We start from the raw sequence: 22,854 nt of genomic DNA on the forward strand, positions 1-22,854 counted from the left end.
GACGACTCATCGGGCCGCCCAATCGTGGCGAACGCCGTTGTTCGGCAAAGAGCTACACTGTCGGCCATGGCTGACCCGGCTACCCGCGAGACGGTGCGGGTGGTCGTCGCCGACGACCACCCGCTGTTTCGCGAAGGTGTGGTGCGCGCGCTGGTGTCGAGCGGCGCGGTGAACGTGGTCGGCGAGGCGGAAGACGGTTCTGCGGCACTGGAATTGATCAAGTCGCACCAGCCCGACGTCGCGCTGCTCGACTACCGGATGCCCGGCATGGACGGCGCCCAGGTGGCCGCGGCGGTACGCGCCGACGGGCTGGCGACCCGGGTGTTGCTGATCTCGGCGCACGACGAATCGGCGATCGTCTACCAGGCGCTGCAGCAGGGTGCGGCCGGGTTCGTGTTGAAGGACTCGACGCGCAGCGAGATCGTCAAGGCCGTGCTCGACTGCGCGCAGGGCCGCGACGTCGTGGCACCCGCGCTCGTCGGCGGTCTTGCCGCCGAGATCCGCCAGCGCGCGGAACCGACGGGGCCGGTGCTGAGCGCGCGCGAGCGCGAGGTGCTCCACCGGATCGCGCGCGGTCAAAGCATCCCCGCCATCGCGGGCGAACTCTACGTGGCGCCGTCGACGGTCAAGACCCACGTGCAACGCCTCTACGAGAAGCTGGGGGTCAGCGACCGCGCGGCCGCCGTCGCCGAGGCAATGCGCCAAGGTCTGCTCAGCTAGCAGCCGACCAGCGGTCGGGTGCGCTCACCGCATCGGACCGGCGCGCTCGCACCAGCGCTTTCGCGCACGCCATCGCCTCGGCCACCAGATGCCGGGCTCCGCGTTCGACCTCCACGAGCCGGTCGGGGTCGACCCCGTCGGCCATCAGCCGCCGTCGCGCCAGGACCAGCGGGTCGATGGCGACGGGGTGGTTCGTCCGGTAGGTGATCGCCTCGACCAGGCTTGGCCCGTCGCCGGCGCTGGCGCGCCGTACCGCTTGGCCCACCGAATCACCCACGGCCACAACGTCTCTGCCGTCGACCAACGCCATGGGCATCGTCTCGGACCGGTAGGCGCACCGCCGGGCATCCGGGCCGCCGCGGACATTCTGCACGACGAACACCACCGGCAACCGCCACGACGCGGCGATCTTTGCGGCCGTGGCGAACTCGACGGAGTGCGTGTCACTACCCGCGATGGCACACAGCGTGACCCTGCCGTCACCGGCCATCCGCTGCGCGTTGGCGTCGCCGAGCGCAAACAGGGTCGATTGCCCCAACGCGCTTTCGTTGGCCAGCGCCTGCTTCCAGTCAGCCGCACCGCTTTTCCGCGATCCGCCGGTGCCCCCGCGCGTGGTTCCGAGCAACTCCGCGATCGCCGGGCCCAGCGGCAGGCCCAGGCCGATCTGCTGGGCGTGCCGGAATCGGGGGGTGGTCGCGTTGACCAGGTCTCCCGGTCGAAGTGCGGCGACGGCCCCGACGGCGACCGCCTCCTGCCCGAAGTCCACCGGCGCGTCGTCGTCGATCGCGGCGCCGACGGCTGATTCGTCCAGCGCCATGTCGAGCAGCCGCAGGACCCACATCCGGCGGTAGGGCTCCAGCCGGTCGTCGTGTTCGGGTGCTGTCATGTGCCGGACCTCCTGAGTCGCAAGCGATTTGCTTGGCCCTCAAGGTAGGGGGATGGCCCGCGGCGCGCCTCCGCCGATCGGTCCGCAAACGTGATGAATGCCGGTTCCCCCGATTGGGGGACACGGCCGGCGGTCAGTCCGTCTCGGTCCTCGACGGCGAGAGCAGCCGGTCGGCGGCGGTGTAGGGATCCTGGGTGCCGTCGACGACGGCCTCGGCGAGCCGGTCGAGGGCCGGCTGGGTGCGCAGCCGGGTCTGCGCCAGCGACAGGATCTGGGCCCGGGCGCGCGCCAGTCGACGGGCGCGGCTGTCGGTGCGGCGATGGTCCTCGATGGCCGCCATCAGGTCCTCGATGCCCTCGCCCCGGGCGGCGATCAACGACACGATGGGGGCGCTGGTTTCGGCACGAAGATCCCGGACCGTCTGCTCGGCGCCGTCGCGGTCCGCCTTGTTGACGGCCACGATGTCGGCGACCTCCAACACCCCCGCCTTGGCGGCCTGGACCGCGTCGCCGGCACCGGGATTGAGGATGACGACGGTCGGGTCGGCCACGGCGGCGATCTCGATCTCGGACTGGCCCACCCCGACCGTCTCGAGCAGGACGACGTCGTAGCCGATCGCCGCCAACAGCCGGATGGCCGCCGGAACCGCGGCGGCCAGGCCGCCGAGATGGCCGCGGGTCGCCACGGAGCGGATCAGCACGTCGGAGTCGTTGATATGCGCGGCCATTCGGATCCGGTCGCCCAGCAGCGCGCCCCCGCTGAACGGCGACGACGGGTCCACCGCCAGCACCGCCACCCGGCATCCCCGTCGGCGGTAGGCGCCGACCAGGGCGGCCACCGTCGTCGACTTCCCCGCACCCGGCGGTCCGGTGATGCCGATCACCGGGCCCGTGTCGCGGGGCGCGGGACCGATCGCCGTCAAGACCTCGTCGCGCTGCTCGCCCTCCACGAGGCTGAGCAGCCGACCGGCCGCCCGGGGAGATCCGTTGCGCGCCCGGTCGATCAGCTCTCCGATGGTCATGTGCGCATTATTCGCCCGCGACCTCGATCACCGTCGCCGAACCCATGCCCCCGCCCGCGCACATCGCCGCGACGCCGATACCGCCGCCGCGGCGGCGCAATTCGTGCACCAGGGTGACCAGCATCCGGGCCCCGGTCGCCGCCACGGGATGACCCAGCGAGCAGCCGCTGCCGCTGACGTTGACCTTGTCCGGGTCGAGTTCGAGCAGCTTGACCGTGGCCACACACATCGCCGCGAAGGCCTCGTTGATCTCGAAAAGGTCCACATCGGAGATCGAAAGCCCAGCGCGTCCAAGGGCTTTCGGTATCGCCTCCACCGGCGCCAGGCCGGTGATCGCCGGGTCGACCCCGACCGACGCCCAGGACCGGATGGTGGCCAACGGCCGCAGCCCGAGCCGGTCGCTGGCGATCGTCAGCACCGCGGCACCGTCGTTGGCGCCGCAGGCGTTGCCGGCGGTGATGGAGAAGCCCTCGATTTCCGGATGTAACGGCTTGAGCGCGGCCAACTTCTCCATGCTGGTGTCGCGGCGCGGGTGTTCGTCGACCGAGAACAGCCCGTGCGGGGTGTCGATGGGCACGATCTCCTCTTTGAAGCGGCCCTCGTCGATGGCGGCGATGGCGTTGCGGTGCGACCGCAGCGCCCAGGCGTCCATCTCCTCGCGGCTCACCCCGGCTTTGACGGCAGCGTTCCAGCCGACGGTGATCGACATGTCCATGTTCGGGGCGTCGGGCCGGTCCGGGTGGGTCGGCGGGAACCAGTCGACCCACTCGCCGTCGACCTGCATCCGCGATCGCGGCGACGTGGAAGCCGAGTTGACGCCGCCGGCGATGACCAGTTGGTCCATTCCGGCGCGCACGCTGGCCGCGGCGCTCTGTACGGCCGCCTGACCCGCCGCGCAGTGCCGGTTGTTGGCCAGGCCGGGCACCTGGGTCAGCCCCGCCGTGATGGCCGCGTGGCGGGCCAGCACGCCGCCGCCGTAGAGGCCCTCGCCCAGGATCACGTCGTCGACCTGGGTCGGGTCGATATCTTTCACCGCTTCGCTGACGACGTGGTGGGCCAGGTCGAATGCGCTGGTGTCGCGCAGGGTGCCCTTGCGGGCGGTTCCGATGGGTGTGCGCAGCGCGGACACGATGACGGCTTCAGCCACAGTCTTCTCCAGTTCAACCAGCAGGTGCAGCGCCCGTGCGCCATCCGCACCTCACGAGAATATTATTCTCGCAGCAGGAGAGCGTCAGTTGCAACCAGCGCGGTGTGGCGGCCGGCGGGTCAGTTGGTGCGGTCGGACCATCCCCGCGGGAGGTCGCCGGGAGCGGTGTCGATGACGGTCTCGTCGTCGGTGCCGACGTATTCGAACAGGGTGATGTAGGCGAACTCGGGGACTTCGTAGATCGGGTAGGTCGGGCCGCGGTCGCGGTAGGCCCGCATCTCGTCGAGGTGTTCGTTCTGGAAGCAGACCGTGCGCTCGCCATGCTGGCGAATCCACTGCGGGAAGAAGATGACGCCGTGAATGCGGCGTTTGGACGGCAGGACGTTGACCGCGACGCAGGTGCCGGTGGGCTCGGTCCACGAGATCTTGTAACTGTCGTCGTCGAGCTGGACGAGGTTGACCTCCTGGCCTTTGACCCAGCGCCCGCCGACATGCCCCGAGTGGATGCGGTAGTCGATGGTGGTGGCGTTCTTGACATACATTTCGTACTGCCAACCGTTGGCGTAGGTGTAGATGAAGCGGTGTCCGGCGATCCCCGAGAAGTCTTGCGGGGGAATCGGGTTCGCGACGCTGGTCATGGTCGTGCCTCCCATCTCGGTCCGGCCGCGCGGGCCGCGCTCAGGGGAGATCTTGCCAGAACCGCACTCCCCCGGGAGCTGCGGGAATCGGTCCGATTTGGGATGGTGGGTGGATGACTGAGGGAATGGTCGCGGTCCCCGGTGGCCAGGTGTGGTTCCAGCGCACCGGCGGCGGCGCCAGGCTTCCGCTGCTCGTCATCCACGGCGGGCCGGGTCTACCGCACGACTACCTGCGGTCGCTGCGGCGGTTGGCCACCGACCGCGAGGTCATCTTCTGGGATCAGCTCGGCTGCGGCAACTCCAAATGCCCACCGAACCCCGGCCTTTGGACCATGGAACGCTCGGTGGCCGAGGTGGATGCCGTGGTGCGCGCCCTGCGGCTGGACCGCTTCCATCTGTTCGGAAATTCCTGGGGCGGGATGCTAGCCCAGCAGTACGTTCTGGACGCGGCTCCGGCCGGCGCCGCCAGCCTCACCATCTCCAACAGCATTGCCTCCATCCCGCAGTTCGCGAAGATGGTGGCGCGCTTGAAGTCTGAGCTGGACCCCGCCACACAGGCGGCCATCAACCGTCACGAGGCCGCCGGCACCACGCATGACCCCGAATACCAGGCCGCGATACGCACCTGGAATGAAACCTACCTGTGCCGGGTGCGGCCCTGGCCGCGCGACCTCGAGGACGCGTTCCGCAAAATGAGCGCCGAGGTCTTCGAGACGATGTTCGGCGCCAGCGACTTTCACATCGTCGGCACGGTGCGGGACTGGGACGTCTTCGACCGGCTGGGCGAAATCGCCGTGCCCACACTGGTACTCGCGGGCCGCTACGACGAATGCGTGCCGGAGCACATGTGGGAGATGCATCGGCGCATACCGGGCTCGCGCTTCGAGCTGTTCGAGTCCAGCGCCCACATGCCGTTCATCGAGGAACCGGAGAAGTTCGACGCGGTGATGCGTGACTTCTTACGGCTGCACGACTGATCGATTCAGTTCTTGTCCGCCAGTTTGGTGACGATCGACCGGAAATCCTCGGTGACGAACGACTGGCTCTCGGCCGACAACGCATAGTCCAGACTGGCCAGCACGGCCCGCTCCAGATGGATGTTGAGCACCCGCTTGGTGCTTTCCACCGCCTGCTGCGGCAGCTCCAAAATCTTTTTGGCGCAGGCGATTGCCTCGGCGACGGGATCGTCGGCCACGTGATTGGCCAACCCGAGCTCGACGGCGCGCTGCGCGCTGATCCGGGTGCCGGTCAGCGCGTACTCCTTGGCCAGCAACAGGCTGATGTGCAGCGGCCAGGTCAACGGCCCACCGTCGGCGGCCACCAGACCCACCTGCACATGCGGGTCGGCCAGGTAGGCGTTCTCGGCGATGTAGACGATGTCGCTCAGCGCCACCAGGCTGCAGCCCAGCCCTACCGCGGGGCCATTGACGGCCGCTACCACCGGAATCCGGCAGCGCGCCATGCCCAGCACGATCTCGCGCCCGTCCCGGATGGTCTTGGCGCGCAGGTCGGCGTCGGCGGACAACTCCTTGAGATACCCGAAATCGCCGCCCGCCGAAAAAGCCCGGCCGGCACCGGTGATCACGGCGGCACGCGCGGTGGGGTCATCGGTCAACCGCTGCCACAGCCGCGCCAGCCCCACGTGCAGGTCGTCGTTGACCGAGTTGAGCGAGTCCGGCCGGTTCAGCGTGATGATGCGCAGCGCACCGTCGGCCCGGACATCGATTTCGGTAGGCATGTCGTACACGTCAGACTCCTTTAGATGGTCGTGACCCGCTTCACCCGGGCTTCGCCCGCGCTCGCGATCACTCCTACAATCCCAAGATCCGTGAAGCGATGATGTTCTTCTGTATTTGTGATGTCCCGCCCATGACGCTTTGCGCCCGGCTGTACAGGTAGGCGCTGAGCAGATCGGGGTCCCGGGTGCCCGCGACGGCCAGCGCGGCATGGCCGACGGATTGTTCGACCCAGGTCATCAGCAGCTTGTCAAGCGATCCCTCGGGCCCGTGCGACACGCCGTCCAGCTGCTCGGACAGCCGTCGCCGGACGTGATGCGTGAGCATCTCCGATTGCACTGCCGCCCAAGCCAATTCCTCGCACACCGGGCCGTCGGTGCGCGCGTAAAGGCTGCGGACGATCTTGCCGTAGCGAGCCGCATACCCCAGCGTGGAGGGCTCGCGTTCGTGCCCGACCACCGTCATGGCCACCGCCCACCCGTCCCCGGGGGCACCGACCATCCGGTCCGCGGGAACCTTGGCGCCGTCGAAGAACACCTGACCGAATTCGTTGGTCACCCCGTTGATCATGCGGAGCGGACGCTGTTGTACGCCAGGCTGTTTCATCTCGAGGATGAACGCCGACAGGCCGCGGTGACGCTTGGCCTGCGGATCGGTGCGGGCCAGCAGCAGACACCAGTCGGCGACATCGGAGTAACTGGTCCAGATCTTGTGCCCGTCGACGACGTAGGTGTCGCCCTCCAGCCGGGCGGTGGTGGTCAGCGACGCCAGGTCCGAACCGGCGCCCGGCTCGCTGAAGCCCTGACACCAGCGCTCGGTGCCATTGATGATGCCGGGCAGGAAGCGCCGGCGCAGTTCGTCGCTGGCGTGCCGGCCGATGCCGTAGATCAGATAGCCCACGCTGGGCCGCGGCGGCGCCCCGGCCCGGGCCAGTTCCTCGTCCACGATGACGTCGTACACCGGCGCCAGCTCCTGGCCGCCGTACTCGCGGGGCCACGACAGCCCAAAGAAGCCCTCGCGGTACAGGGCCTGGTGCCACTCGGCCTGCCGGGCCCAGTAGTCGTCACCGGAACTGGCAAACTCCTTGGCGTGCAACGAAAGCCAAGAGCGCAGCCGCTCCCGGAAGGCGGCCTCGTCGGGTGAATCACGAAAGTCCAAGATCGATCTCCTTCAACGCGACCGGCCACAGCTCGGTCGAGGTCAGGGCCCGGCGCAGGTAGACGTGCGCCGCGCACTCCCAGGTGTTGCCGATACCGCCGTGCACCTGAATCGCCGTCTCACAGACCGTTCGGGCGGCACGCGCACAGTAGACCTTGGCAATCTGGGCCGCCCGGATGGCCTCGGCGGGTGCCAGCGCGTCCACCGCCCACCCGGCGTGCCGGGCCACGCTGATCGAACCCTCGATCAGCGCAAGGCTTTCCGCCAGCAGGTGCGCGATGGCTTGATACGACCCGATCGGATTACCGTACTGCTCACGGATTTTCGCGTAGTCGCAGGCCAGCGCGTGCGCGCCCCGGGCGACGCCGACCAGGTCGGCCGTCGTGGTGACCAGCGCCAGCGCCCGCCACTGCCCGGCCACGTCGGAACCCACATCCCCCAGCGTCTCCGGAGAGCCCACCGTCGTCGCGTCGGCCCGGGTCAGGTCGACGTTGTCCGGCGCGGGCCGCACATCGGCGGCCAGGACCGCGCCACCCGACAGGGAGACGGCGCGCCGAGCGCCCCGGGCATCGACCGCCCGATCGTCGACGGCCACCGTCGTCGCCGCCGCGTCGGCGCCGACGTGGCGGAGCAGGTCGTCGGCGAGCACCGGACCCAGAAACGGCGTGTCGACCAGCCGGCGGCCGAATTCCTCGGCGACGATGGCCACTTCGACACCCGAGGCGCCGTCGGAGCGCAACGACCGCCAGCCGGACATCTCGATCTGCTTGTCCAGCCGGCTGATTCGGCCCTGGTCGTCGAGATCCTGCACCGTTGCCGGGCCGAGGTCGTCGGCCAGCTTGGCGGCGGCATCACGCAATTGCTGTTGTTCAGCTGTCAGACGTACATCCATGGCGCTCCTTCAGCACTCGGCGCAGCACCTTGCCCGAAGGCAGGCGGGGGATTTCGGGCACGACCACCACTCGGCTCAGATGTTTGTAGGACGCCAGCTTTTGGCGCACCAGGGCGGTCAACTCGGTCACGTCCACCGGTGCGGACACCGCGACCGCGGCGACGACGGCTTCGCCGTTGAGCCCGTCGGGCACGCCGAACACCGCGCAGTCCGCGACGGCGGGATGCCCCTGCAGCACCGCCTCGATCTCGGCCGGCGCCACCTGGAAGCCGCGCACCTTGATCATCTCCTTGAGACGGTCGGTAATGCGCAGCCACCCGCCGGTGTCCAGCCAGCCGGCGTCTCCGGTCCGGTACCACCCGTCGCGGATCGCCTCGCCCGTCGCCTCGCCCGGCAGATAGCCGGCCATCAGCGACGCCGACCGGGCCTGTATCTCACCGACCTCGCCCGCTCCGGCCGGCTCGCCGCTCGCGAGCGAGACGACCCGCACCTCGACGCCGGGCACCGGCCGTCCGACGGTGTCCAGCCGCGCGTCCTCGATCGGATTACACGCGATCACCGGCAATTCCGTGGTCCCGTAGGCGGGCAGCCAACCCACCCCGGTGCGCCGGGTCACCGTCTGGGCGACCTCAGCGTTGACGGGCGTTGCCCCCCACACGATGTAGCGCAGCGAGGACAGGTCATAGGACTCGAGATCCGGATGGGAGGCGATGGCCAGTGCGATCGGCGCCACCGCCATTTCGACTGTGACGCGGTCACTTTCGATGTGGTGCAACACCTTGTCGATGTCGAAGCGGGGGTGCAGCCGCACGCAGGCGCCGGTCTTGAGCGCGGTCAGCAGATTCAGCAGGCCCAGGATGTGCGACGGCGGCGTCGCCACCTGGATTCGGTCGCGGCGTGTCAGCCGCAGCGCCTCGCGCCAGTGCCGCACCGCCTCGTCGAGCGAGGCGTGGGTGTGCCGGACGGCCTTCGGCAGGCCGGTGGTGCCGGAGCTGAACACCAGCACCGCGTCGCCGGCGCGCGGCGGCGCACCGGCCGTCGGCTGCGCGGGCGGGACCGGCTCGTCCAGGTGCAGCATCGGCATCAGGCCGGCCAGCACCGGATGGTCCCCGACGGCGTGCCCGGGATCGGTCAACGCGAGCGCATGCTCGACCTCGTCGCGCTTCCACGCCGGGCTGATGAGCACGGCCGTGGCGGCCAACCGCCAGATGGCGAGCAGCACGGCCAGGAATTCGGGCCGGTTGGAGGTCATCACTGCGACCCGTCGACCGGCCGTGACACCGTCCTTGGCCAGCGCGGCGGCCCAGCCGTCGGCCAATGCGTCGAGTTCGGGCACGCTCAATCGCCGTTCCTCGAACACGAGCGCTGCCGGCTCGGTCACGTCCCGTCCTTCCCTGACAGGCCGGGCAGACCCGACATCCATACAGTCTTGAGAAGATGCTATCGCTCCGTGAGAATAGTATTCTCTATACTGAAGAATGCAAGTACGGGAGGGGGCGGTCAAAGTGACGGTCACCCGGATCATCGAGGAGACCCCACGGGTGACAGATCCGGCAACCAACGGCTCGAGCGCCGGAACGGTGACGATTCATCTGGACCGCAAGAAGGTCTCGGTGCCCATGGTGCCCGGCGAGACCCTGCTGGAGACCGCGCGGCGGGCCGGGCTGGAACCGCCGTTCAGCTGCGAGGCCGGCAACTGCGGCACGTGTATGGCCAAGCTCGAAGAGGGCCACGCGACCATGCGGGCCAACGACGCGCTGGAACCCGACGAAGTCGCCGAGGGCTACATTCTGACGTGCCAGGGCGTTCCGGACACGGACTCGGTCACGGTGCGCTACGAGTAGCCAGAGAGGTGGCGGCAATGGCCAAGGGCATCATCCTCGTGGAGAGTCGACCCAGTTCGCCTGAGCGAGAACAGGAATACAACACCTGGTACGACGAGGTGCACCTGGGTGAGCTGGTGGCCCTGGACGGATTCGTCTCCGCGCGCCGGCTGCGGCCGGTGGACGGCGACGGCCCCTACGTCGCCATCTACGAGATCGAGGGCGACGACCTGCAGGCGATTCTGGACAACATGATCGCCAGCGCCGGGCAGCTGCACATGTCGGATGCCCTGCAGCTGGATCCGGCGCCGATCCCACGACTGCTCGAAGTGACCACCGAGTGCGGAGGCTAGCCCATGAAGGCCGATGACCTGATCCTGGTGAGCATCGACGACCACGTCGTCGAGCCGCCGGACATGTTCCTGCGGCACGTGCCCGCCAAATACCGGGACGAGGCCCCGATCGTCGTCACCGACGACAAGGGCGTCGACCAGTGGATGTACCAGGGCAGGCCGCAGGGCGTCAGCGGACTGAACGCCGTGGTGTCGTGGCCGGCCGAGGAGTGGGGCCGCGACCCGGCCGGGTTCGCCGAGATGCGGCCCGGCGTCTACGACGTCCACGAGCGGGTGCGGGACATGAACCGCAACGGCATCCTGGCGTCGATGTGTTTCCCGACGTTCACCGGCTTCTCGGCCCGGCACCTGAACATGCACCGCGAAGAGGTGACGCTGGTGATGGTGTCGGCCTACAACGATTGGCACATCGACGAGTGGGCGGGTTCCTATCCCGACCGGTTCATCCCGATCGCCATCCTGCCGACGTGGAATCCCGAGGCGATGTGCGCCGAGATCCGCCGGGTGGCGGCCAAGGGCTGCCGGGCGGTCACCATGCCGGAATTGCCGCATTTGGAAGGACTTCCGAGCTATCACGACGAGGACTATTGGGGTCCGGTGTTTCGCACCCTGTCCGAAGAGAACGTGGTGATGTGCCTGCACATCGGCACCGGGTTCGGGGCGATCAGCATGGCCCCCAACGCGCCGATCGACAACATGATCATCCTGGCCACCCAGGTCTCGGCGATGTGCGCCCAGGACCTGCTGTGGGGTCCGGCCATGCGCAACTACCCCGACCTGAAATTCGCCTTCTCCGAAGGTGGTATCGGCTGGATTCCGTTCTACTTGGACCGCAGCGACCGGCACTACACCAACCAGAAATGGCTGCGCCGCGACTTCGGCTCTCAACTGCCCAGCGAGGTGTTCCGGGAGCACTCGCTGGCCTGCTACGTGACCGACAAGACGTCGCTGAAGCTGCGCCACGAGATCGGCATCGACATCATCGCCTGGGAGTGCGACTACCCGCATTCGGACTGCTTCTGGCCGGATGCGCCCGAGCAGGTGCTGGCCGAACTGACCGCCGCCGGCGCCGATGACGCCGACATCAACAAGATCACCTGGGCGAATGCCTGCCGGTTCTTCAGCTGGGACCCGTTCGCCCGCACGCCCCGCGATCAAGCGACCGTCAAAGCGTTGCGCGCCAGGGCTCTTGACGTCGACGTGTCCATCCGGTCGCGCGCCGAGTGGGCGCGGCGCTACCACGAGAAGCAGCTGGCGGGCAGACGTAGGCGAGGCGGCGCAGCCGCCGCGGGCGCAGCCGCCGCGGGCGCAGCCGCCGCGGCGCAGCCGCCGCGGGCGCAGCCGCCGCGCGAGCGTGCACTTAGTTTCACGCTGGGCGCCGAGCGTGAAACTAGTTTCACGCTCGGCGGCGTGATGCCCTACGACTGCGGCAGCTGGGGCGGCGGACGGTACTCGGGCTGGTATCCCGACACGTGGATCGGGCTGCCGACCAGACGGAATTCCCCCGCGGTCACAACGACTTCCGGAGTGGCCTCGAGCGCCTCGGGCAGTGTTCTGACCGCCGCCGCCGGCACCCCGAGCGGACGCAGCCGCCGTTCCCACCCGGCGGCGCTGTCGGTGGCCAGCATCGCGGTGACGACGGCGAGCACCTCGTCGCGCCGGGCCACCCGCTCCGCCATGGTTTCAAACCCCCCGATACCCGCCTCCGCCGCGAACGACTTCCAGAAGCCGTCGTGGGTGATGAACAGCGCCAGATACCCTTCGGCGGTCGGAAATAGCTGCGCCGGAACGTAATAGGAGTGCGCCCCGTGTGGGCGGCGCTGCGGCTCGACGCCGCTGTTGAGGTACGCCGACGCGTGGTAGTTCAGCTGCGACAGCATGACGTCGCGCAGCGACACGTCCACCTGGCCGCCGGTGCCCGAGATGATCTTGGCCAGCAACCCCAGTGCCGCGCACATCCCGGTGGAGTTGTCGGCCGACGAATAGCCGGGCAGCGTCGGCGGGCCATCCGGGTCGCCGGTCAGCGCGGCGGTGCCCACGCCCGCCTGCACCACGTAGTCGAAGGCCGGATCGTCGCCGCCGTACAGCCCGAAACCGGTGATGGCGACGCAGACGATCTTCTCGTTGTGCCGCCGCAGGTCGTCGTAGGTGAGCCGGAGCCGGCGGATCGCGGACGGTTTCAGATTCACCAGCAGCGCATGGGATTCCGCGGCGAGCTCACCCAGCCGCCGTTGTCCCGCATCGGAATTGAGGTCCAGGCAGATGCTGGACTTGTTGCGGTTGAGGCTGGCGAAGTAGGTGGCGCCGACGCTGCGGGAGATCTCGCCGCCGGCGGGTTCGATCTTGGTGACCTCGGCGCCGAGATCGGCGAGCAGCATGGTGGAGTACGGACCCGCCAGCATGGTGCCGACCTCGAGAATACGGATCCCCGCCAACGGCCCGGTGTTGTTGCCGCTCAACGCAACTCCGCGGCAAGTGAGGCGATCATCTCGCGGGTCCGGCGCTTGGAGGCCACCAGCTCGTCGCGGTTGTCGCCGATGGGCAGCAGCCGCACCGACAGATCGGTGACGCCGGCGTCGGCGAAGCGTCGCATCCGGGCCAGAATCTGTTCGGGTTCGCCGGCCGCGCACAGGTCGCCGACGTCGCGGGCATCGCCGCGTTCGAGCAGCCGCTGATAGTTGGGCGACACCTCGGCCTCGCCCAGGATGCGGTTGGCCCGCTCCTTGGCCTCGTCGACCTGGCTTGGCGCGCACAGGCATACCGGGATGCCGGCGACGATCCGCGGCGCGGGGCGGCCGGCGTCGGCGGCGGCCTTGGTGATCTTCGGCGCGATGTGCTCGCCGATCGCGCGCTCGTCGGCCATCCACAGCACGGTGCCATCGGCGAGTTCACCGGCGATCTGCAGCATCACCGGCCCCAGTGCGGCCACCAGTACCGGCATCGGGGTGTCGGCCCCGATCACCATGGGATTGTGGACGGTGAACGAATCGTTCTCGACGTCAACCGGTCCCGGCCCGGCGATGGCGGCGTTGAGCACCTGCAGGTAGTCGCGGGTGTAGGCGGCCGGTTTCTGGTACGGCAGGCCGAGCATGTCCCGGATGATCCAGTGGTGCGACGGCCCGACACCCAGCGCCAGCCGGCCACGGGCCACCGCGTGCGTCGAAAGCGCTTGACGGGCAAGGGCGATCGGATGCTGGGCCTGCAACGGCACCACCGCGGTGCCCAGCTCGATGCGGGAGCTGTGCGCGGCCATCAGCGACACCATGGTCAGGCAGTCGAAGTCGTTGGGCACCTGCGGCATCCACGCCGTGTCCAGTCCCGCCGACTCGGCCCATTCGATGTCGGAGACCAGCTTGTCCACCTTGCGGGCCATGTCGCCGCGCTCGGCGCCGATCATCACTCCGACGCGCACTGTTCCTCCGTGATCGCTTCCTTGTCGTCCGGCTCCCCGGTGCCGGTCAGTGCGCGGATCTCACGCACCAGTTTGTCCAGCGGCGTGCCGGTGGGGAATACGGCCGCGGCACCCGCCGCGAGCAGCTTGGGGACGTCGGCGTGCGGGATGGTTCCGCCGACGACGACGGCGATGTCAGCGGCGTCGCAGGCGCGCAGCGCCTCGACGGTGCGCGCGGTGAGCGCCAGGTGGGCGCCGGACAGGATGCTCAGGCCGACCACCGCCACGTCCTCCTGGACGGCGATCGAGGCGATGTCCTCGATACGCTGCCGGATGCCGGTGTAGATGACCTCGAATCCGGCGTCCCGCAAGGTGCGGGCCACGATCTTGGCGCCCCGGTCGTGTCCGTCCAACCCGGGTTTGGCAACCAGAATCCGGACGGCCACTAGAACACCACCGGTTGCTGGAATTCGCCCCACACCGCCTTGAGCGCGGAGACCATCTCCCCGACCGTGCAGTACGCGTTGGCGCAGTCGATGAGCTTGTGCATCAGGTTGTCGTCTCCTTCGGCGGCACGCGACAGCGCCGCGAGACTGGATTTCACTGCGGCCGAATCCCTTTCGGCCTTCACCTTCGACAGCCGTTTGAGTTGCAGGTCGCGCCCTTCGGCGTCGAGCTCATAGGTGACCACATCGTGTTCGGGCTCCTCGGTCACGAACCGGTTGACGCCGACGACGGGACGGGTCCCGGCTTCGATGTCTTGATGCAGCCGGAACGCTTCGTCGGCGATCAGCCCCTGCAGGTAGCCGTCCTCGATCGCGGACACCATGCCGCCATGGCGGTCGAGGTCGGCCATGATCTCGATGATGCGGGCCTCGGTCTCGTCGGTGAGCGCCTCGACGAAGTAGGAGCCGCCCAGCGGGTCGGCGACACTGGCCACCCCGGTTTCGTAGGCCAGGATCTGCTGGGTGCGCAGCGCCAGGGTGGTGGTTTCCTCGGTGGGCAGCGCGAACGGCTCGTCCCAAGCGGCGGTGAACATCGACTGCACGCCGCCGAGCACCGCGGCCATCGCCTCGTAGGCCACCCGGACGATGTTGTTGTGGGCCTGCGGCGCATACAGGGAGGCGCCGCCGCAGACGCAGCCGAACCGGAACATCGATGCCTTGGCCGTCGTCGCACCGTACCGCTCCCGCACGATCGTCGCCCAACGCCGCCGTCCCGCACGGTATTTGGCGATCTCCTCGAAGAAATCCCCGTGGGTGTAGAAGAAGAACGAGATCTGCGGGGCGAACTGGTCGATCGTCATCCGGCCCCGCTCCACCACCGTGTCGCAGTAGGTCACTCCATCGGCCAGCGTGAACGCCATCTCCTGCACCGCGTTGGCGCCGGCATCGCGGAAATGCGCGCCGGCCACCGAGATCGCATTGAACTTGGGCACCTCGGCCGCGCAGAACTCGATGGTGTCGGCGATCAGCCGCAGCGACGGCTCCGGCGGCCAGATCCACGTCCCGCGCGAGGCGTACTCCTTGAGGATGTCGTTCTGGATGGTGCCGGTGAGCTTGGCCCGCGGTATGCCCTTCTTTTCCGCCGCGGCGACGTAGAAAGCCAGCAGGATCGCCGCCGTTCCGTTGATCGTCATGCTGGTGCTGAGCTTGTCCAGCGGAATGCCGTCGAACAAGATCTCGAAGTCGGCCAGGGTGTCCACCGCGACGCCGACCCGGCCGACCTCCTCGCCGAACTCGGGATCGTCGGAGTCGTAGCCGCACTGGGTCGGCAGGTCCAGCGCCACCGACAGCCCGGTCCCGCCCTGCTCGAGCAGGTAGCGGTAGCGGCGGTTGGACTCCTCGGCGGTGCCGAATCCCGAATATTGGCGGAAGGTCCAGAGCTTGCCGCGATAGCCGGAGGCGAAGTTACCCCTGGTGAAGGGGAACTCGCCCGGTTGCGGGGGCTCAGCGCTTCGGTCCGCCGGCCCGTAGACGGGCTGCAGCGGAATGCCAGACGGAGTGTGGGCCGTATTATCCATCGATGAATAACGTACTTGCAAAAAAAGAGAATGCCAATACCACTTGTTTGACCTGGTCAAGCGGGTGGCTTGACCAGGTCAAAGGAGACAGATGGCTGACAACTCGCTCACCGACCGCACGGTGGTGATCTCCGGCGGCAGCCGCGGCATCGGCCTCGCCATCGGTATCGCCGCCGCCCGGCGGGGCGCCAACGTGGTGCTGCTGGCCAAGACCGACACCCCGCACCCACGCCTGCCCGGGACGGTGCACACCGCCGCCGCCGACGTGGAGGCCGCCGGCGGGAAGGCGCTCGCGGTGGTCGGGGACGTGCGCCGCGAAGAGGACGTGCGGCGCGCGGTCGAGGCCGCGGTGCAGCGGTTCGGCGGCGTCGACGTGTGCGTGAACAACGCCAGCGCCATCGCGGTGGAGCCGACGGCGGAGCTGTCGGCCAAGAAGTTCGACCTGATGCAGGAGGTGAACATCCGCGGCACCTTCCTGCTCACCAAGGCGTGCCTGCCGTACCTGCGCCGGGCCGCCAACCCGCATGTGCTCACCATTTCGCCGCCGATCAACATGAACCCGCGCTGGCTGGGCGCCCACCCGGCCTACACGCTGTCCAAGTATGGGATGACGCTGTTGTCGCTGGGTTGGGCGGCCGAGTTCGCCGACGACGGCATCGGCGTGAATTGCCTTTGGCCCCAGACCTATATCGCGACGGCCGCGGTGGCCAACATGGCCGACGGCGACAAGCTGGCCGAGTCGTCGCGCAGCCCGGAGATCATGGCCGACGCGGCCGTCGAGATCGTCTCCCGCCCCGCGCGGGAAGCCACCGGCGACTGCTACATCGACGCGGAGGTGTTGCACTCTGCCGGGGTCGACGACCTGTCTGTCTACGGCGGCGGCGAGCAACCGATTCCGGACCTGTTCCTCGACTGAAGGCCTATGCGCGGCAGATGATTTCGCCGTGCGGGATGGCGATCCAGCCATCCGGGGCGGCGGCCCATTCTCGCCAGGCGGCGGAGATCTCCTCGAGCTGTTCGCGGGCGGCCAGCCCGAGGCTCACCAAGTCGCGGGCCACGGTGGAATGCAGGATGCGGTCGGCCCACATTCCGCCCCACCAGTTGCGCGTCTCGGGTGTCGCATAGCACCACAGGCTGCCGGTGGGCGTGATGTCGTCGAAGCCCGCCTGCCGCGCCCAGGACAGCAGCCGCCGGCCGGCGTCCGGTTCGCCGCGGTTGGCGCGCGCGACCCGTCGGTAGAGGTCTCGCCACAGGTCGAGCGCCGGCAGTTCGGGATACCAGATGAACCCCGCGTAGTCGGCGTCGCGCACCGCCACGATGCCGCCCGGCCTGCACACGCGCCGCATCTCGCGCAGGGCGGCGACCGGATCGGACAGGTGCTGGAGCACCTGATGGGCGTGGACGACATCGAACGTGTCGTCGGCGAAGTCGAGACGCTGCACGTCGGCGGTGCCGAACGAGACGTTGGACAGATTCCGTTGCTCGGCTTCGGCGCGGGCCACTTCCAGGACGTCCGCCGCCTGGTCGACGGCGGTGACCTGCCCGGGCGCGACCCGCGCGGCCAGGTCGGCGGTGATGGTGCCGGGACCGCAACCGACGTCGAGCACCGACAGGCCCGGTGTCAGGTGCGCCAGCAGGTAACCCGCGGAGTCCTCGGCAGTACGCCGCCGGTGACTGCGCAGCACCGACTCGTGGTGCCCGTGCGTATACGTCGCTCGATGTTGGTCGTTCACTGTGGCCCCTCGGCTCGCGCGTCCTTGTTCGGCCAGGCTACCGACGGTGCGCCATATAATGAAACTCTCGTCTCGGAATATGACACACCTAGTCGACGGGGACGTTGAGGATCGGTTGGTCCACACCGGCCCCCGGGCCGTCGAAATGCCACCACTCCCCCGAGTACACCTTCAATCCGCCGTAATTCATGGCGTTGCGCAGCGCGGCCCGGTTCGCCACCGCGTCGGCACTGATGCCCTGCGTGTTGAAAGCCGTTGCCCTCGAGGTGAAGTCGTCGAAGTCAGTGCCCATGTCGGCCAGACACAGCCCGCCGGCGTGCAACCCGGACGAGCAAGGCTGCTGTGCTGTCGTGAAGGTCACGTCCACCGAACGCCCCGACTCGTGGCTGCGGGCATACGCGCCCGGGCGGGCCACCCAGGCGGGGTCGGGGACCAGGCTGAACATCTTTACCTGGACGTCATGCGGGCGATAGCAGTCCCAGAACACCAGCAGGTGACCCTGTGGGCGCAGCGCACCGGCGGCCGCGGCAAGGCCGGGAGCCATCGATTGGTGCACAAGGCATCTGGCGTCGGAGGGATAAAGCTGCGTATGGGTGAAATTGTTCGACGTCGCATAGCGCAGGTCGAGCACCGCATCGGGAATGACGCTGCGGATATCCACGAAGCCGGCCGCTTTCGCGGCGTCACTGACCGGCGGGACATCCGGGCTGGCCTCGGCGGTGCGCGTCCCGCCCGCCGCGACCAACGACACCGCAATCGTCAGTCGCAGCACCCACGCGAGACGCATGCGGTCATTATCCCGGTTGGTCGGCCGCGACGGGGTCAGCCGCCGGGTGTTGTCGCCACCGGCCGTTCAGAGATCGGAAAAACCAGTGGGGCTGGTGCGAAGTCAATCGCACCAGCCCCACCGTGACGTTTGTGACGTTCTCAGACGGTGCTGACTCCTACCGCCTGGGGTCCCTTGGCTCCCTGCTCAACGTCGAACTGAACACGCTGGTTCTCGTCGAGCGAGCGATAGCCGCTTCCCTGGATCTCGGAGTAGTGGACGAAGAGGTCCTTCGTGCCGTCGTCAGGGGTGATGAAGCCGAAGCCCTTTTCACCGTTGAACCATTTCACAGTTCCCTGTGCCATTTACTTACTTCTCTCATCAAATGCGGATGTACCAATCACATCCGTGCGGGTTCAGGGTAGCATGAGACCGACCATATATTGAAAATAGTTGCCTCACTTGCCGATTCATTAGCTGTACACCTGGACTGCGGCGACCCCGGGCTCCGTCTCACCCGACACGCCAGGCGCGGCTCGGGCTGCCTGTAGAGTGGAGTGGAACCGCATTCTTACGGTCACCGCGAATCGCCGACGAACCACGAATCAGACCGCCGTGCGATTCGATCGTCGTCCGACGCCAAGCAGCGATGCGTATCGGCCGAACTCTTCATCCGGAAGGACAACCCATGGACCAGTCGAACCTGTTTTCCCATCCCGAGGAGCCGAAGTATGTCGCTTCGGGGGAAACCTCCGCGAAACCGGTCGAGTACCCGACGTTTTCCGATCGGCCCGACACCGGCGGATCCACACATCAACGGCGCTGATCGGCTTGAAGCGCCCGGGCGTCAGGACGCCTTGGCGTACCTGCGGACCAATTCGCCTTCTCCGAAGGTACTGGTTCGCTGCTGACCGTTGTCGTCTCGACTGAAAAATGTCCACTGGCCGGGACCGCTCTGCGGACCGCTGATCATCCGGACCGTCAGCCGCAATTCGGTGGGACGCCGCGTGCCGATGATGTCGCCGACCCGTATCTGCGATGGGTGAATCTCGACCGCGTCGCACCAGTTCTGTATTGCCATGGAATCCGTTCCTCGCCGTTGCCGCCACCCTACCCGCCCTCCCGCGCGAAGGGGCGGATACCGCGCATCGTCTCCAAATCCGTTGCACTACAAGGGAATTGTCGTGGTGTGCGAAGACCGGGTTCAGCTGCCGGGCTCATTCGCAGGCGCCGTCAGCCGGCCTGGGTGAACTCGATGTGCAGCTCGGTCAGCCCCCGCAGCAAGAACGTCGACTCGTAGCGGTATTGGCGGCTGGACGCCGGCCCGTGCTTGGCCTCATTGATCCTGAGCTCGCTGGTGCGGTCCAGCAGCCGGTTGATGGTGATCTGGCCCTCGACCCGGGCCAGCGGCGCGCCGGCGCAGGTGTGGATCCCGCGGCCGAAGGCGATGTGTTCGCGGACATTCTTCCGGTCGATACGAAACTCGTTGGGGTTCTCGAATTTTCGCGGGTCGCGGTTGGCCGCCCCGAGACACAGCATGATGACCGTGCCGGCCGGGATGTGCACCCCGCCCAGGGTGGTGGTCTTGCGCGCCAGCCGGAAGTCCACCTTGGTCGGGCTTTGCATGCGAAGCGCTTCTTCGATGAACGGGCCGATCAGGCCGCGGTCGGCGCGTAGCCGCGCCTGCAGCTCCGGCTGGTCGCCGAGCACCTGCACGGCGGCGCTGAGCAGCTTGGTCACCGTCTCCTGCCCTGCGGCGAACAAGAAGGTGGCCGGTCTGACCACCTCCAACAACGGCGGGGTGGAGCCGTCGGGGTAGGTGGCGGTCGCCAGCCCGGTCAGCACGTCGTCGCGGGGACGCTCGCGCCGGTCGGCGATGTAGCCGCTGAACAGGTCGTCGAGGTACTGCAGCGGGTTGCTGCCCACCGGTTCGTGATCCAGCGCGCCCACCCGGGCGCCCGGCGCGTTACCGGCGCCCAGATTGCGACGGATCTGTGGCCGGTCCTCGTCGGGCACCCCCAACAGGTCGGCGATCGCCAGTGTCGCGAACGGCTTGGCGTACTCGCTGAGGAACTCGCAGTGACCGTTGGCGATGAACTCGTCGAACTGCCGGTCGGCCAATTGCCAGATGTAATCCTTGTTTTCCTGCAGTCGGCGCGGTGTGAGCAGGCGACCGAGCAGCGACCGCGCCTTGTCGTGCTCGGGTGGGTCCATGACCACCATGTGCTCGAAGATCGGGAACTCGTGGCGATGCGCCTCGATCAGTTCGCTGATGTCGTCACCTTCCGGGGTGAACGGCAGCGGCGGGAACGGGCCGCCGATCGCGTTGACCGCGGAGAAGGATTCGACGTCTTTGAACGCGGCCTGGACTTCCTGGTAGCCCGTGACGGCCACCACGCCGTAATGCGGCTCACGGAACACCGGCCCCTGCTCGCGCAGATAATCCCAGTAGTCATAGGGATCCTGGGCGACGTCGGCGTCGGTGAAGTAGTCGACCTGGGCGAGATCGGTCATGAGCTCAATTTCCTTCGTCGGGCGCGTACGGCGGTTGTTCGGTCAGCACGCTGATGGCTTGGCGTGGACAAGCCGCCACCGCCGCCTGCACGCTGTGGCGCAACGATTCGGCCGGGTCGTCCGCGCAGCTCGCCGTGTCGTCGTCCAGCCGGAAAACCTCCGGGGCGATCTCCACGCACAGGGCATGGGCCTCACACAGCCGCGGATCCACCCGAACGCGCATGTCTTGACCCCCTTCACCCTCCGAACCGCCTGCGATACTGATCGATCGACCAAATTGTTAGGATGCGGTATGCCTACCACGGACCGCGCAGGCCGGTCAAGCAAAACGGGCGCGGCCACCCGGCGCTCCCGGCGGAATACCGACGCGGGAGCGCGCACCAAATTGATCGAGGCCACCGCCCGGCTGATGCGCGAAGAAGGCTATGCCGCGGCGACGTCGCGGCGGGTGGCCGCCGAGGCGGGCGTCAAGCAGGCGCTGGTCTATTACTACTTCCCGACCATGGACGACCTTTTCGTGGAGGTGCTGCGGGCGGGGGCCGAGAGCGCGCTGACCCGGATGCGGGCGCTACTGACCGAGGACGATCCGCTGCAAGCGCTGTGGCTGATGAACAGCGACACGGCGCTGACCGCGCTGAACGCCGAGTTCATGGCGTTGGCCAACCACCGCAAGGCAATTGGCGCCGAACTCAAGGCATACGCGGAGCGGGTCCGCGACATCGAGACCGCGGCGGCGACCATGGTGCTGCGCGCCAACGGCATCGACCTCGAGGAGTATCCCCCGGTCGCGATCTCGATGCTGATCGCGCAGGCCGCGCGCAGCCTGTGCAACGAGAAGGCCGTCGGCGTCACCCAGGGACACGACGAATTGCGCGTATTCGTGCAACGCCAGCTGAGTCGGCTCACCGCACCCGCGGCCGCGTCGACCACCAGCGGCTAGCACCGGCATCTGTTGACACTGTGGCCAAACGGTGCCACCCTCCTGATCGATCGACAAATAATTTCTCGTCGACCAACAGGTGCGCGCCGGGCCATCGTCATCCCGGCCTCTGAAATCAGTGAGGACAATCATGGGCGGAAGAGTCGAGGGCAAGGTCGCATTCATCACCGGGGCGGCGCGGGGCCAGGGCCGCAGTCACGCGGTACGGCTGGCGCAGGAGGGCGCCGACATCATCGCCGTCGACATCTGCGCCCCGATCAGCAGCAACAGCCAGATCCCGCCCTCGACGCCGGACGACCTGGCCGAGACAGCCGACCTCATCAAGGGCCTCGACCGGCGCATCGTGACCGCCGAGGTCGACGTCCGTGACTACGACGCGCTGAAAGCGGCGGTGGACAGCGGCGTCGAACAGCTCGGACGGCTGGACATCATCTGCGCCAACGCCGGAATCGGCAACGGCGGCCAGACCCTGGACAAAACCAGCGAAGACGACTGGCGAGACATGATCGACGTCAACCTTTCCGGTGTCTGGAAGACCGTCAAAGCCGGTGTGCCGCATCTGATTTCGCAAGGGCACGGCGGATCGATCATCTTGACCAGCTCGGTCGGCGGACTCAAGGCCTACCCGCACACCGGCCATTACATCGCCGCCAAACACGCTGTCGTCGGGTTGATGCGGACGTTCGCCGTCGAGCTCGGCCAGCACTTCATCCGGGTGAATTCCGTGCACCCCACCAACGTGAACACACCGATGTTCATGAACGAGGGGACGATGAGGCTGTTCCGGCCGGACCTGAAGAACCCCGGCCCGGACGACCTGAAGGTCGCCGCGCAGTTCATGCATGTGCTGCCGGTCGGCTGGGTGGAGCCGGTGGACATCAGCAACGCCGTGCTGTTCCTGGCCTCCGACGAATCGCGTTACATCACAGGTCTTCCGGTCACCGTCGACGCCGGCAGCATGCTCAAGTAGCTGCGCCGGCATCTCGCTCACCGGCGGTGAGGATCATCCCGGTGGCCAGGGGCGGGATCGAACCGCCGACCTTCCGCTTTTCAGGCGGAGTTCTGGCCTACACCAATGTGTTTCAGCCGGTCAGACCAGAAGCGCAACCGGCA

The 22,854-nt window shown here is 67.9% G+C and carries 25 protein-coding genes, 1 tRNA gene and 1 pseudogene; 8 read left to right on the forward strand and 19 right to left on the reverse strand.

The features are described 5' to 3' along the window. Nucleotides 1–66 precede the first annotated feature (66 nt). Nucleotides 67–720 (forward strand): response regulator, encoded by a 654-nt coding sequence (locus NF20_RS18095; RefSeq protein ID WP_003873049.1) that lies wholly within the window; start codon nucleotides 67–69, stop codon nucleotides 718–720. On the opposite strand, the gene NF20_RS18100 is transcribed toward NF20_RS18095, so the two are convergent. From NF20_RS18100 to NF20_RS18115, 4 genes are all read right to left on the reverse strand, one after another. Further along, on the reverse strand, nucleotides 713–1,606 hold the full coding sequence (locus NF20_RS18100; RefSeq protein ID WP_033711019.1) for a thiamine pyrophosphate-dependent enzyme: 894 nt from the start codon (nucleotides 1,604–1,606) through the stop codon (nucleotides 713–715). The genes NF20_RS18095 and NF20_RS18100 overlap by 8 nt on opposite strands. A gap of 133 nt (nucleotides 1,607–1,739) precedes the next feature. Beyond that, the gene (meaB, locus tag NF20_RS18105; RefSeq protein WP_009974990.1) at nucleotides 1,740–2,627 is read right to left on the reverse strand and encodes a methylmalonyl Co-A mutase-associated GTPase MeaB; all 888 of its coding nucleotides are present in this window, start codon (nucleotides 2,625–2,627) and stop codon (nucleotides 1,740–1,742) included. A 7-nt stretch (nucleotides 2,628–2,634) separates the two neighbouring features. Continuing rightward, entirely contained in the window at nucleotides 2,635–3,774 is a 1,140-nt protein-coding gene (locus tag NF20_RS18110) for a thiolase family protein (protein ID WP_003873052.1), read from the reverse strand. 119 nt (nucleotides 3,775–3,893) lie between these two features. Then, entirely contained in the window at nucleotides 3,894–4,412 is a 519-nt protein-coding gene (locus NF20_RS18115) for a phenolic acid decarboxylase (RefSeq protein ID WP_033711017.1), read from the reverse strand. Between the two features lie 125 nt (nucleotides 4,413–4,537). Here NF20_RS18115 and NF20_RS18120 point away from each other — a divergent pair, with 125 nt between their 5' ends. Beyond that, entirely contained in the window at nucleotides 4,538–5,389 is an 852-nt protein-coding gene (locus tag NF20_RS18120; protein WP_033711015.1) for a proline iminopeptidase-family hydrolase, read from the forward strand. A gap of 5 nt (nucleotides 5,390–5,394) precedes the next feature. Here the strand turns inward: NF20_RS18120 and NF20_RS18125 are convergent, their stop codons facing one another. From NF20_RS18125 to NF20_RS18140, 4 genes are all read right to left on the reverse strand, one after another. Beyond that, nucleotides 5,395–6,159: an enoyl-CoA hydratase/isomerase family protein gene (locus NF20_RS18125; RefSeq protein ID WP_003873055.1), complete on the reverse strand. Its 765-nt coding sequence runs from the start codon at nucleotides 6,157–6,159 to the stop codon at nucleotides 5,395–5,397. Nucleotides 6,160–6,223: 64 nt separating this feature from the next. After that, nucleotides 6,224–7,306 carry an acyl-CoA dehydrogenase family protein gene (locus tag NF20_RS18130; protein WP_003873056.1) on the reverse strand — a complete coding sequence of 361 codons (1,083 nt, stop codon included), beginning with the start codon at nucleotides 7,304–7,306 and terminating at the stop codon, nucleotides 6,224–6,226. Continuing rightward, nucleotides 7,293–8,198, reverse strand: coding sequence for an acyl-CoA dehydrogenase family protein (locus tag NF20_RS18135; RefSeq protein WP_033711027.1), 906 nt, complete (start codon nucleotides 8,196–8,198; stop codon nucleotides 7,293–7,295). The genes NF20_RS18130 and NF20_RS18135 overlap by 14 nt, the downstream gene beginning before the upstream one ends. Continuing rightward, complete coding sequence (locus tag NF20_RS18140; RefSeq protein WP_033717365.1) at nucleotides 8,176–9,579, reverse strand: class I adenylate-forming enzyme family protein; 1,404 nt, start codon at nucleotides 9,577–9,579, stop codon at nucleotides 8,176–8,178. The genes NF20_RS18135 and NF20_RS18140 overlap by 23 nt, the downstream gene beginning before the upstream one ends. 124 nt (nucleotides 9,580–9,703) lie before the next feature. Between NF20_RS18140 and NF20_RS18145 the strand changes: the two genes are divergently transcribed. From NF20_RS18145 to NF20_RS18155, 3 genes and pseudogenes are all read left to right on the forward strand, one after another. Then, nucleotides 9,704–10,042, forward strand: coding sequence for a 2Fe-2S iron-sulfur cluster-binding protein (locus NF20_RS18145; protein ID WP_003877228.1), 339 nt, complete (start codon nucleotides 9,704–9,706; stop codon nucleotides 10,040–10,042). Nucleotides 10,043–10,059: 17 nt separating this feature from the next. Beyond that, the gene (locus NF20_RS18150; RefSeq protein ID WP_003877227.1) at nucleotides 10,060–10,374 is read left to right on the forward strand and encodes a DUF4286 family protein; all 315 of its coding nucleotides are present in this window, start codon (nucleotides 10,060–10,062) and stop codon (nucleotides 10,372–10,374) included. A gap of 3 nt (nucleotides 10,375–10,377) precedes the next feature. Then, a pseudogene (locus NF20_RS18155) lies at nucleotides 10,378–11,637 on the forward strand (amidohydrolase family protein); the annotation flags it as partial. A 155-nt stretch (nucleotides 11,638–11,792) separates the two neighbouring features. On the opposite strand, the gene NF20_RS26560 reads toward NF20_RS18155, so the two are convergent. Genes NF20_RS26560 through NF20_RS18170 form a run of 4 tightly spaced genes read right to left on the reverse strand, consistent with a single transcriptional unit; the run spans nucleotide 11,793 to nucleotide 15,788 of the window. Beyond that, nucleotides 11,793–12,833 (reverse strand): CaiB/BaiF CoA transferase family protein, encoded by a 1,041-nt coding sequence (locus tag NF20_RS26560; protein ID WP_023900255.1) that lies wholly within the window; start codon nucleotides 12,831–12,833, stop codon nucleotides 11,793–11,795. Further along, complete coding sequence (locus tag NF20_RS18160; protein ID WP_033711114.1) at nucleotides 12,830–13,786, reverse strand: LLM class F420-dependent oxidoreductase; 957 nt, start codon at nucleotides 13,784–13,786, stop codon at nucleotides 12,830–12,832. Before NF20_RS18160 ends, NF20_RS26560 begins: the two co-directional genes overlap by 4 nt. Beyond that, nucleotides 13,771–14,211 (reverse strand): cobalamin B12-binding domain-containing protein, encoded by a 441-nt coding sequence (locus NF20_RS18165; RefSeq protein ID WP_009974980.1) that lies wholly within the window; start codon nucleotides 14,209–14,211, stop codon nucleotides 13,771–13,773. Before NF20_RS18165 ends, NF20_RS18160 begins: the two co-directional genes overlap by 16 nt. Continuing rightward, nucleotides 14,211–15,788: a methylmalonyl-CoA mutase family protein gene (locus tag NF20_RS18170; RefSeq protein WP_003873066.1), complete on the reverse strand. Its 1,578-nt coding sequence runs from the start codon at nucleotides 15,786–15,788 to the stop codon at nucleotides 14,211–14,213. The genes NF20_RS18165 and NF20_RS18170 overlap by 1 nt, the downstream gene beginning before the upstream one ends. A gap of 91 nt (nucleotides 15,789–15,879) precedes the next feature. Between NF20_RS18170 and NF20_RS18175 the strand changes: the two genes are divergently transcribed. Further along, on the forward strand, nucleotides 15,880–16,704 hold the full coding sequence (locus NF20_RS18175) for an SDR family oxidoreductase (protein WP_019733080.1): 825 nt from the start codon (nucleotides 15,880–15,882) through the stop codon (nucleotides 16,702–16,704). Between the two features lie 4 nt (nucleotides 16,705–16,708). Here the strand turns inward: NF20_RS18175 and NF20_RS18180 are convergent, their stop codons facing one another. The 6 genes from NF20_RS18180 to NF20_RS18205 form a co-directional block, all read right to left on the reverse strand. After that, nucleotides 16,709–17,521: a methyltransferase domain-containing protein gene (locus NF20_RS18180; RefSeq protein ID WP_033711115.1), complete on the reverse strand. Its 813-nt coding sequence runs from the start codon at nucleotides 17,519–17,521 to the stop codon at nucleotides 16,709–16,711. Nucleotides 17,522–17,609: 88 nt separating this feature from the next. After that, a complete protein-coding gene (locus NF20_RS18185; RefSeq protein WP_023900261.1) occupies nucleotides 17,610–18,308 on the reverse strand; it encodes a M15 family metallopeptidase in 699 nt (232 codons plus the stop codon). A gap of 140 nt (nucleotides 18,309–18,448) precedes the next feature. Continuing rightward, nucleotides 18,449–18,652 carry a cold-shock protein gene (locus NF20_RS18190; RefSeq protein ID WP_003873070.1) on the reverse strand — a complete coding sequence of 68 codons (204 nt, stop codon included), beginning with the start codon at nucleotides 18,650–18,652 and terminating at the stop codon, nucleotides 18,449–18,451. A gap of 482 nt (nucleotides 18,653–19,134) precedes the next feature. Then, entirely contained in the window at nucleotides 19,135–19,368 is a 234-nt protein-coding gene (locus NF20_RS18195; protein ID WP_009974975.1) for a hypothetical protein, read from the reverse strand. Nucleotides 19,369–19,520: 152 nt separating this feature from the next. After that, on the reverse strand, nucleotides 19,521–20,801 hold the full coding sequence (locus tag NF20_RS18200; protein ID WP_023866540.1) for a cytochrome P450: 1,281 nt from the start codon (nucleotides 20,799–20,801) through the stop codon (nucleotides 19,521–19,523). Between the two features lie 4 nt (nucleotides 20,802–20,805). Continuing rightward, nucleotides 20,806–21,024 (reverse strand): ferredoxin, encoded by a 219-nt coding sequence (locus NF20_RS18205; protein ID WP_003873074.1) that lies wholly within the window; start codon nucleotides 21,022–21,024, stop codon nucleotides 20,806–20,808. Nucleotides 21,025–21,186: 162 nt separating this feature from the next. Here NF20_RS18205 and NF20_RS18210 point away from each other — a divergent pair, with 162 nt between their 5' ends. Both NF20_RS18210 and NF20_RS18215 read left to right on the forward strand, forming a co-directional pair. Then, nucleotides 21,187–21,741, forward strand: coding sequence for a TetR/AcrR family transcriptional regulator (locus NF20_RS18210; protein WP_019733075.1), 555 nt, complete (start codon nucleotides 21,187–21,189; stop codon nucleotides 21,739–21,741). Between the two features lie 130 nt (nucleotides 21,742–21,871). Next, nucleotides 21,872–22,711: a mycofactocin-coupled SDR family oxidoreductase gene (locus NF20_RS18215; RefSeq protein WP_019733074.1), complete on the forward strand. Its 840-nt coding sequence runs from the start codon at nucleotides 21,872–21,874 to the stop codon at nucleotides 22,709–22,711. Nucleotides 22,712–22,753: 42 nt separating this feature from the next. Here NF20_RS18215 and NF20_RS27315 read toward each other — a convergent pair. Beyond that, nucleotides 22,754–22,812 (reverse strand) — tRNA-OTHER (locus NF20_RS27315). Nucleotides 22,813–22,854: the final 42 nt, after the last annotated feature.

It is taken from the genome of Mycobacterium sp. MAC_080597_8934, assembly GCF_000523975.1.
Lineage (GTDB): Bacteria > Actinomycetota > Actinomycetes > Mycobacteriales > Mycobacteriaceae > Mycobacterium > Mycobacterium avium.

What these genes read in the sequence shown, in the direction of transcription:
- NF20_RS18095 (WP_003873049.1), top strand. Translation starts at nt 67, where the DNA reads ATGGCTGACCCGGCTACCCGCGAGACGGTGCGGGTGGTCGTCGCCGAC.
- NF20_RS18100 (WP_033711019.1), bottom strand. Translation starts at nt 1,606, where the DNA reads ATGACAGCACCCGAACACGACGACCGGCTGGAGCCCTACCGCCGGATG.
- meaB (WP_009974990.1), bottom strand. Translation starts at nt 2,627, where the DNA reads ATGACCATCGGAGAGCTGATCGACCGGGCGCGCAACGGATCTCCCCGG.
- NF20_RS18115 (WP_033711017.1), bottom strand. Translation starts at nt 4,412, where the DNA reads ATGACCAGCGTCGCGAACCCGATTCCCCCGCAAGACTTCTCGGGGATC.
- NF20_RS18120 (WP_033711015.1), top strand. Translation starts at nt 4,538, where the DNA reads ATGGTCGCGGTCCCCGGTGGCCAGGTGTGGTTCCAGCGCACCGGCGGC.
- NF20_RS18135 (WP_033711027.1), bottom strand. Translation starts at nt 8,198, where the DNA reads ATGGATGTACGTCTGACAGCTGAACAACAGCAATTGCGTGATGCCGCC.
- NF20_RS18150 (WP_003877227.1), top strand. Translation starts at nt 10,060, where the DNA reads ATGGCCAAGGGCATCATCCTCGTGGAGAGTCGACCCAGTTCGCCTGAG.
- NF20_RS18170 (WP_003873066.1), bottom strand. Translation starts at nt 15,788, where the DNA reads ATGGATAATACGGCCCACACTCCGTCTGGCATTCCGCTGCAGCCCGTC.
- NF20_RS18175 (WP_019733080.1), top strand. Translation starts at nt 15,880, where the DNA reads ATGGCTGACAACTCGCTCACCGACCGCACGGTGGTGATCTCCGGCGGC.
- NF20_RS18185 (WP_023900261.1), bottom strand. Translation starts at nt 18,308, where the DNA reads ATGCGTCTCGCGTGGGTGCTGCGACTGACGATTGCGGTGTCGTTGGTC.
- NF20_RS18190 (WP_003873070.1), bottom strand. Translation starts at nt 18,652, where the DNA reads ATGGCACAGGGAACTGTGAAATGGTTCAACGGTGAAAAGGGCTTCGGC.
- NF20_RS18195 (WP_009974975.1), bottom strand. Translation starts at nt 19,368, where the DNA reads ATGGCAATACAGAACTGGTGCGACGCGGTCGAGATTCACCCATCGCAG.
- NF20_RS18200 (WP_023866540.1), bottom strand. Translation starts at nt 20,801, where the DNA reads ATGACCGATCTCGCCCAGGTCGACTACTTCACCGACGCCGACGTCGCC.
- NF20_RS18205 (WP_003873074.1), bottom strand. Translation starts at nt 21,024, where the DNA reads ATGCGCGTTCGGGTGGATCCGCGGCTGTGTGAGGCCCATGCCCTGTGC.
- NF20_RS18215 (WP_019733074.1), top strand. Translation starts at nt 21,872, where the DNA reads ATGGGCGGAAGAGTCGAGGGCAAGGTCGCATTCATCACCGGGGCGGCG.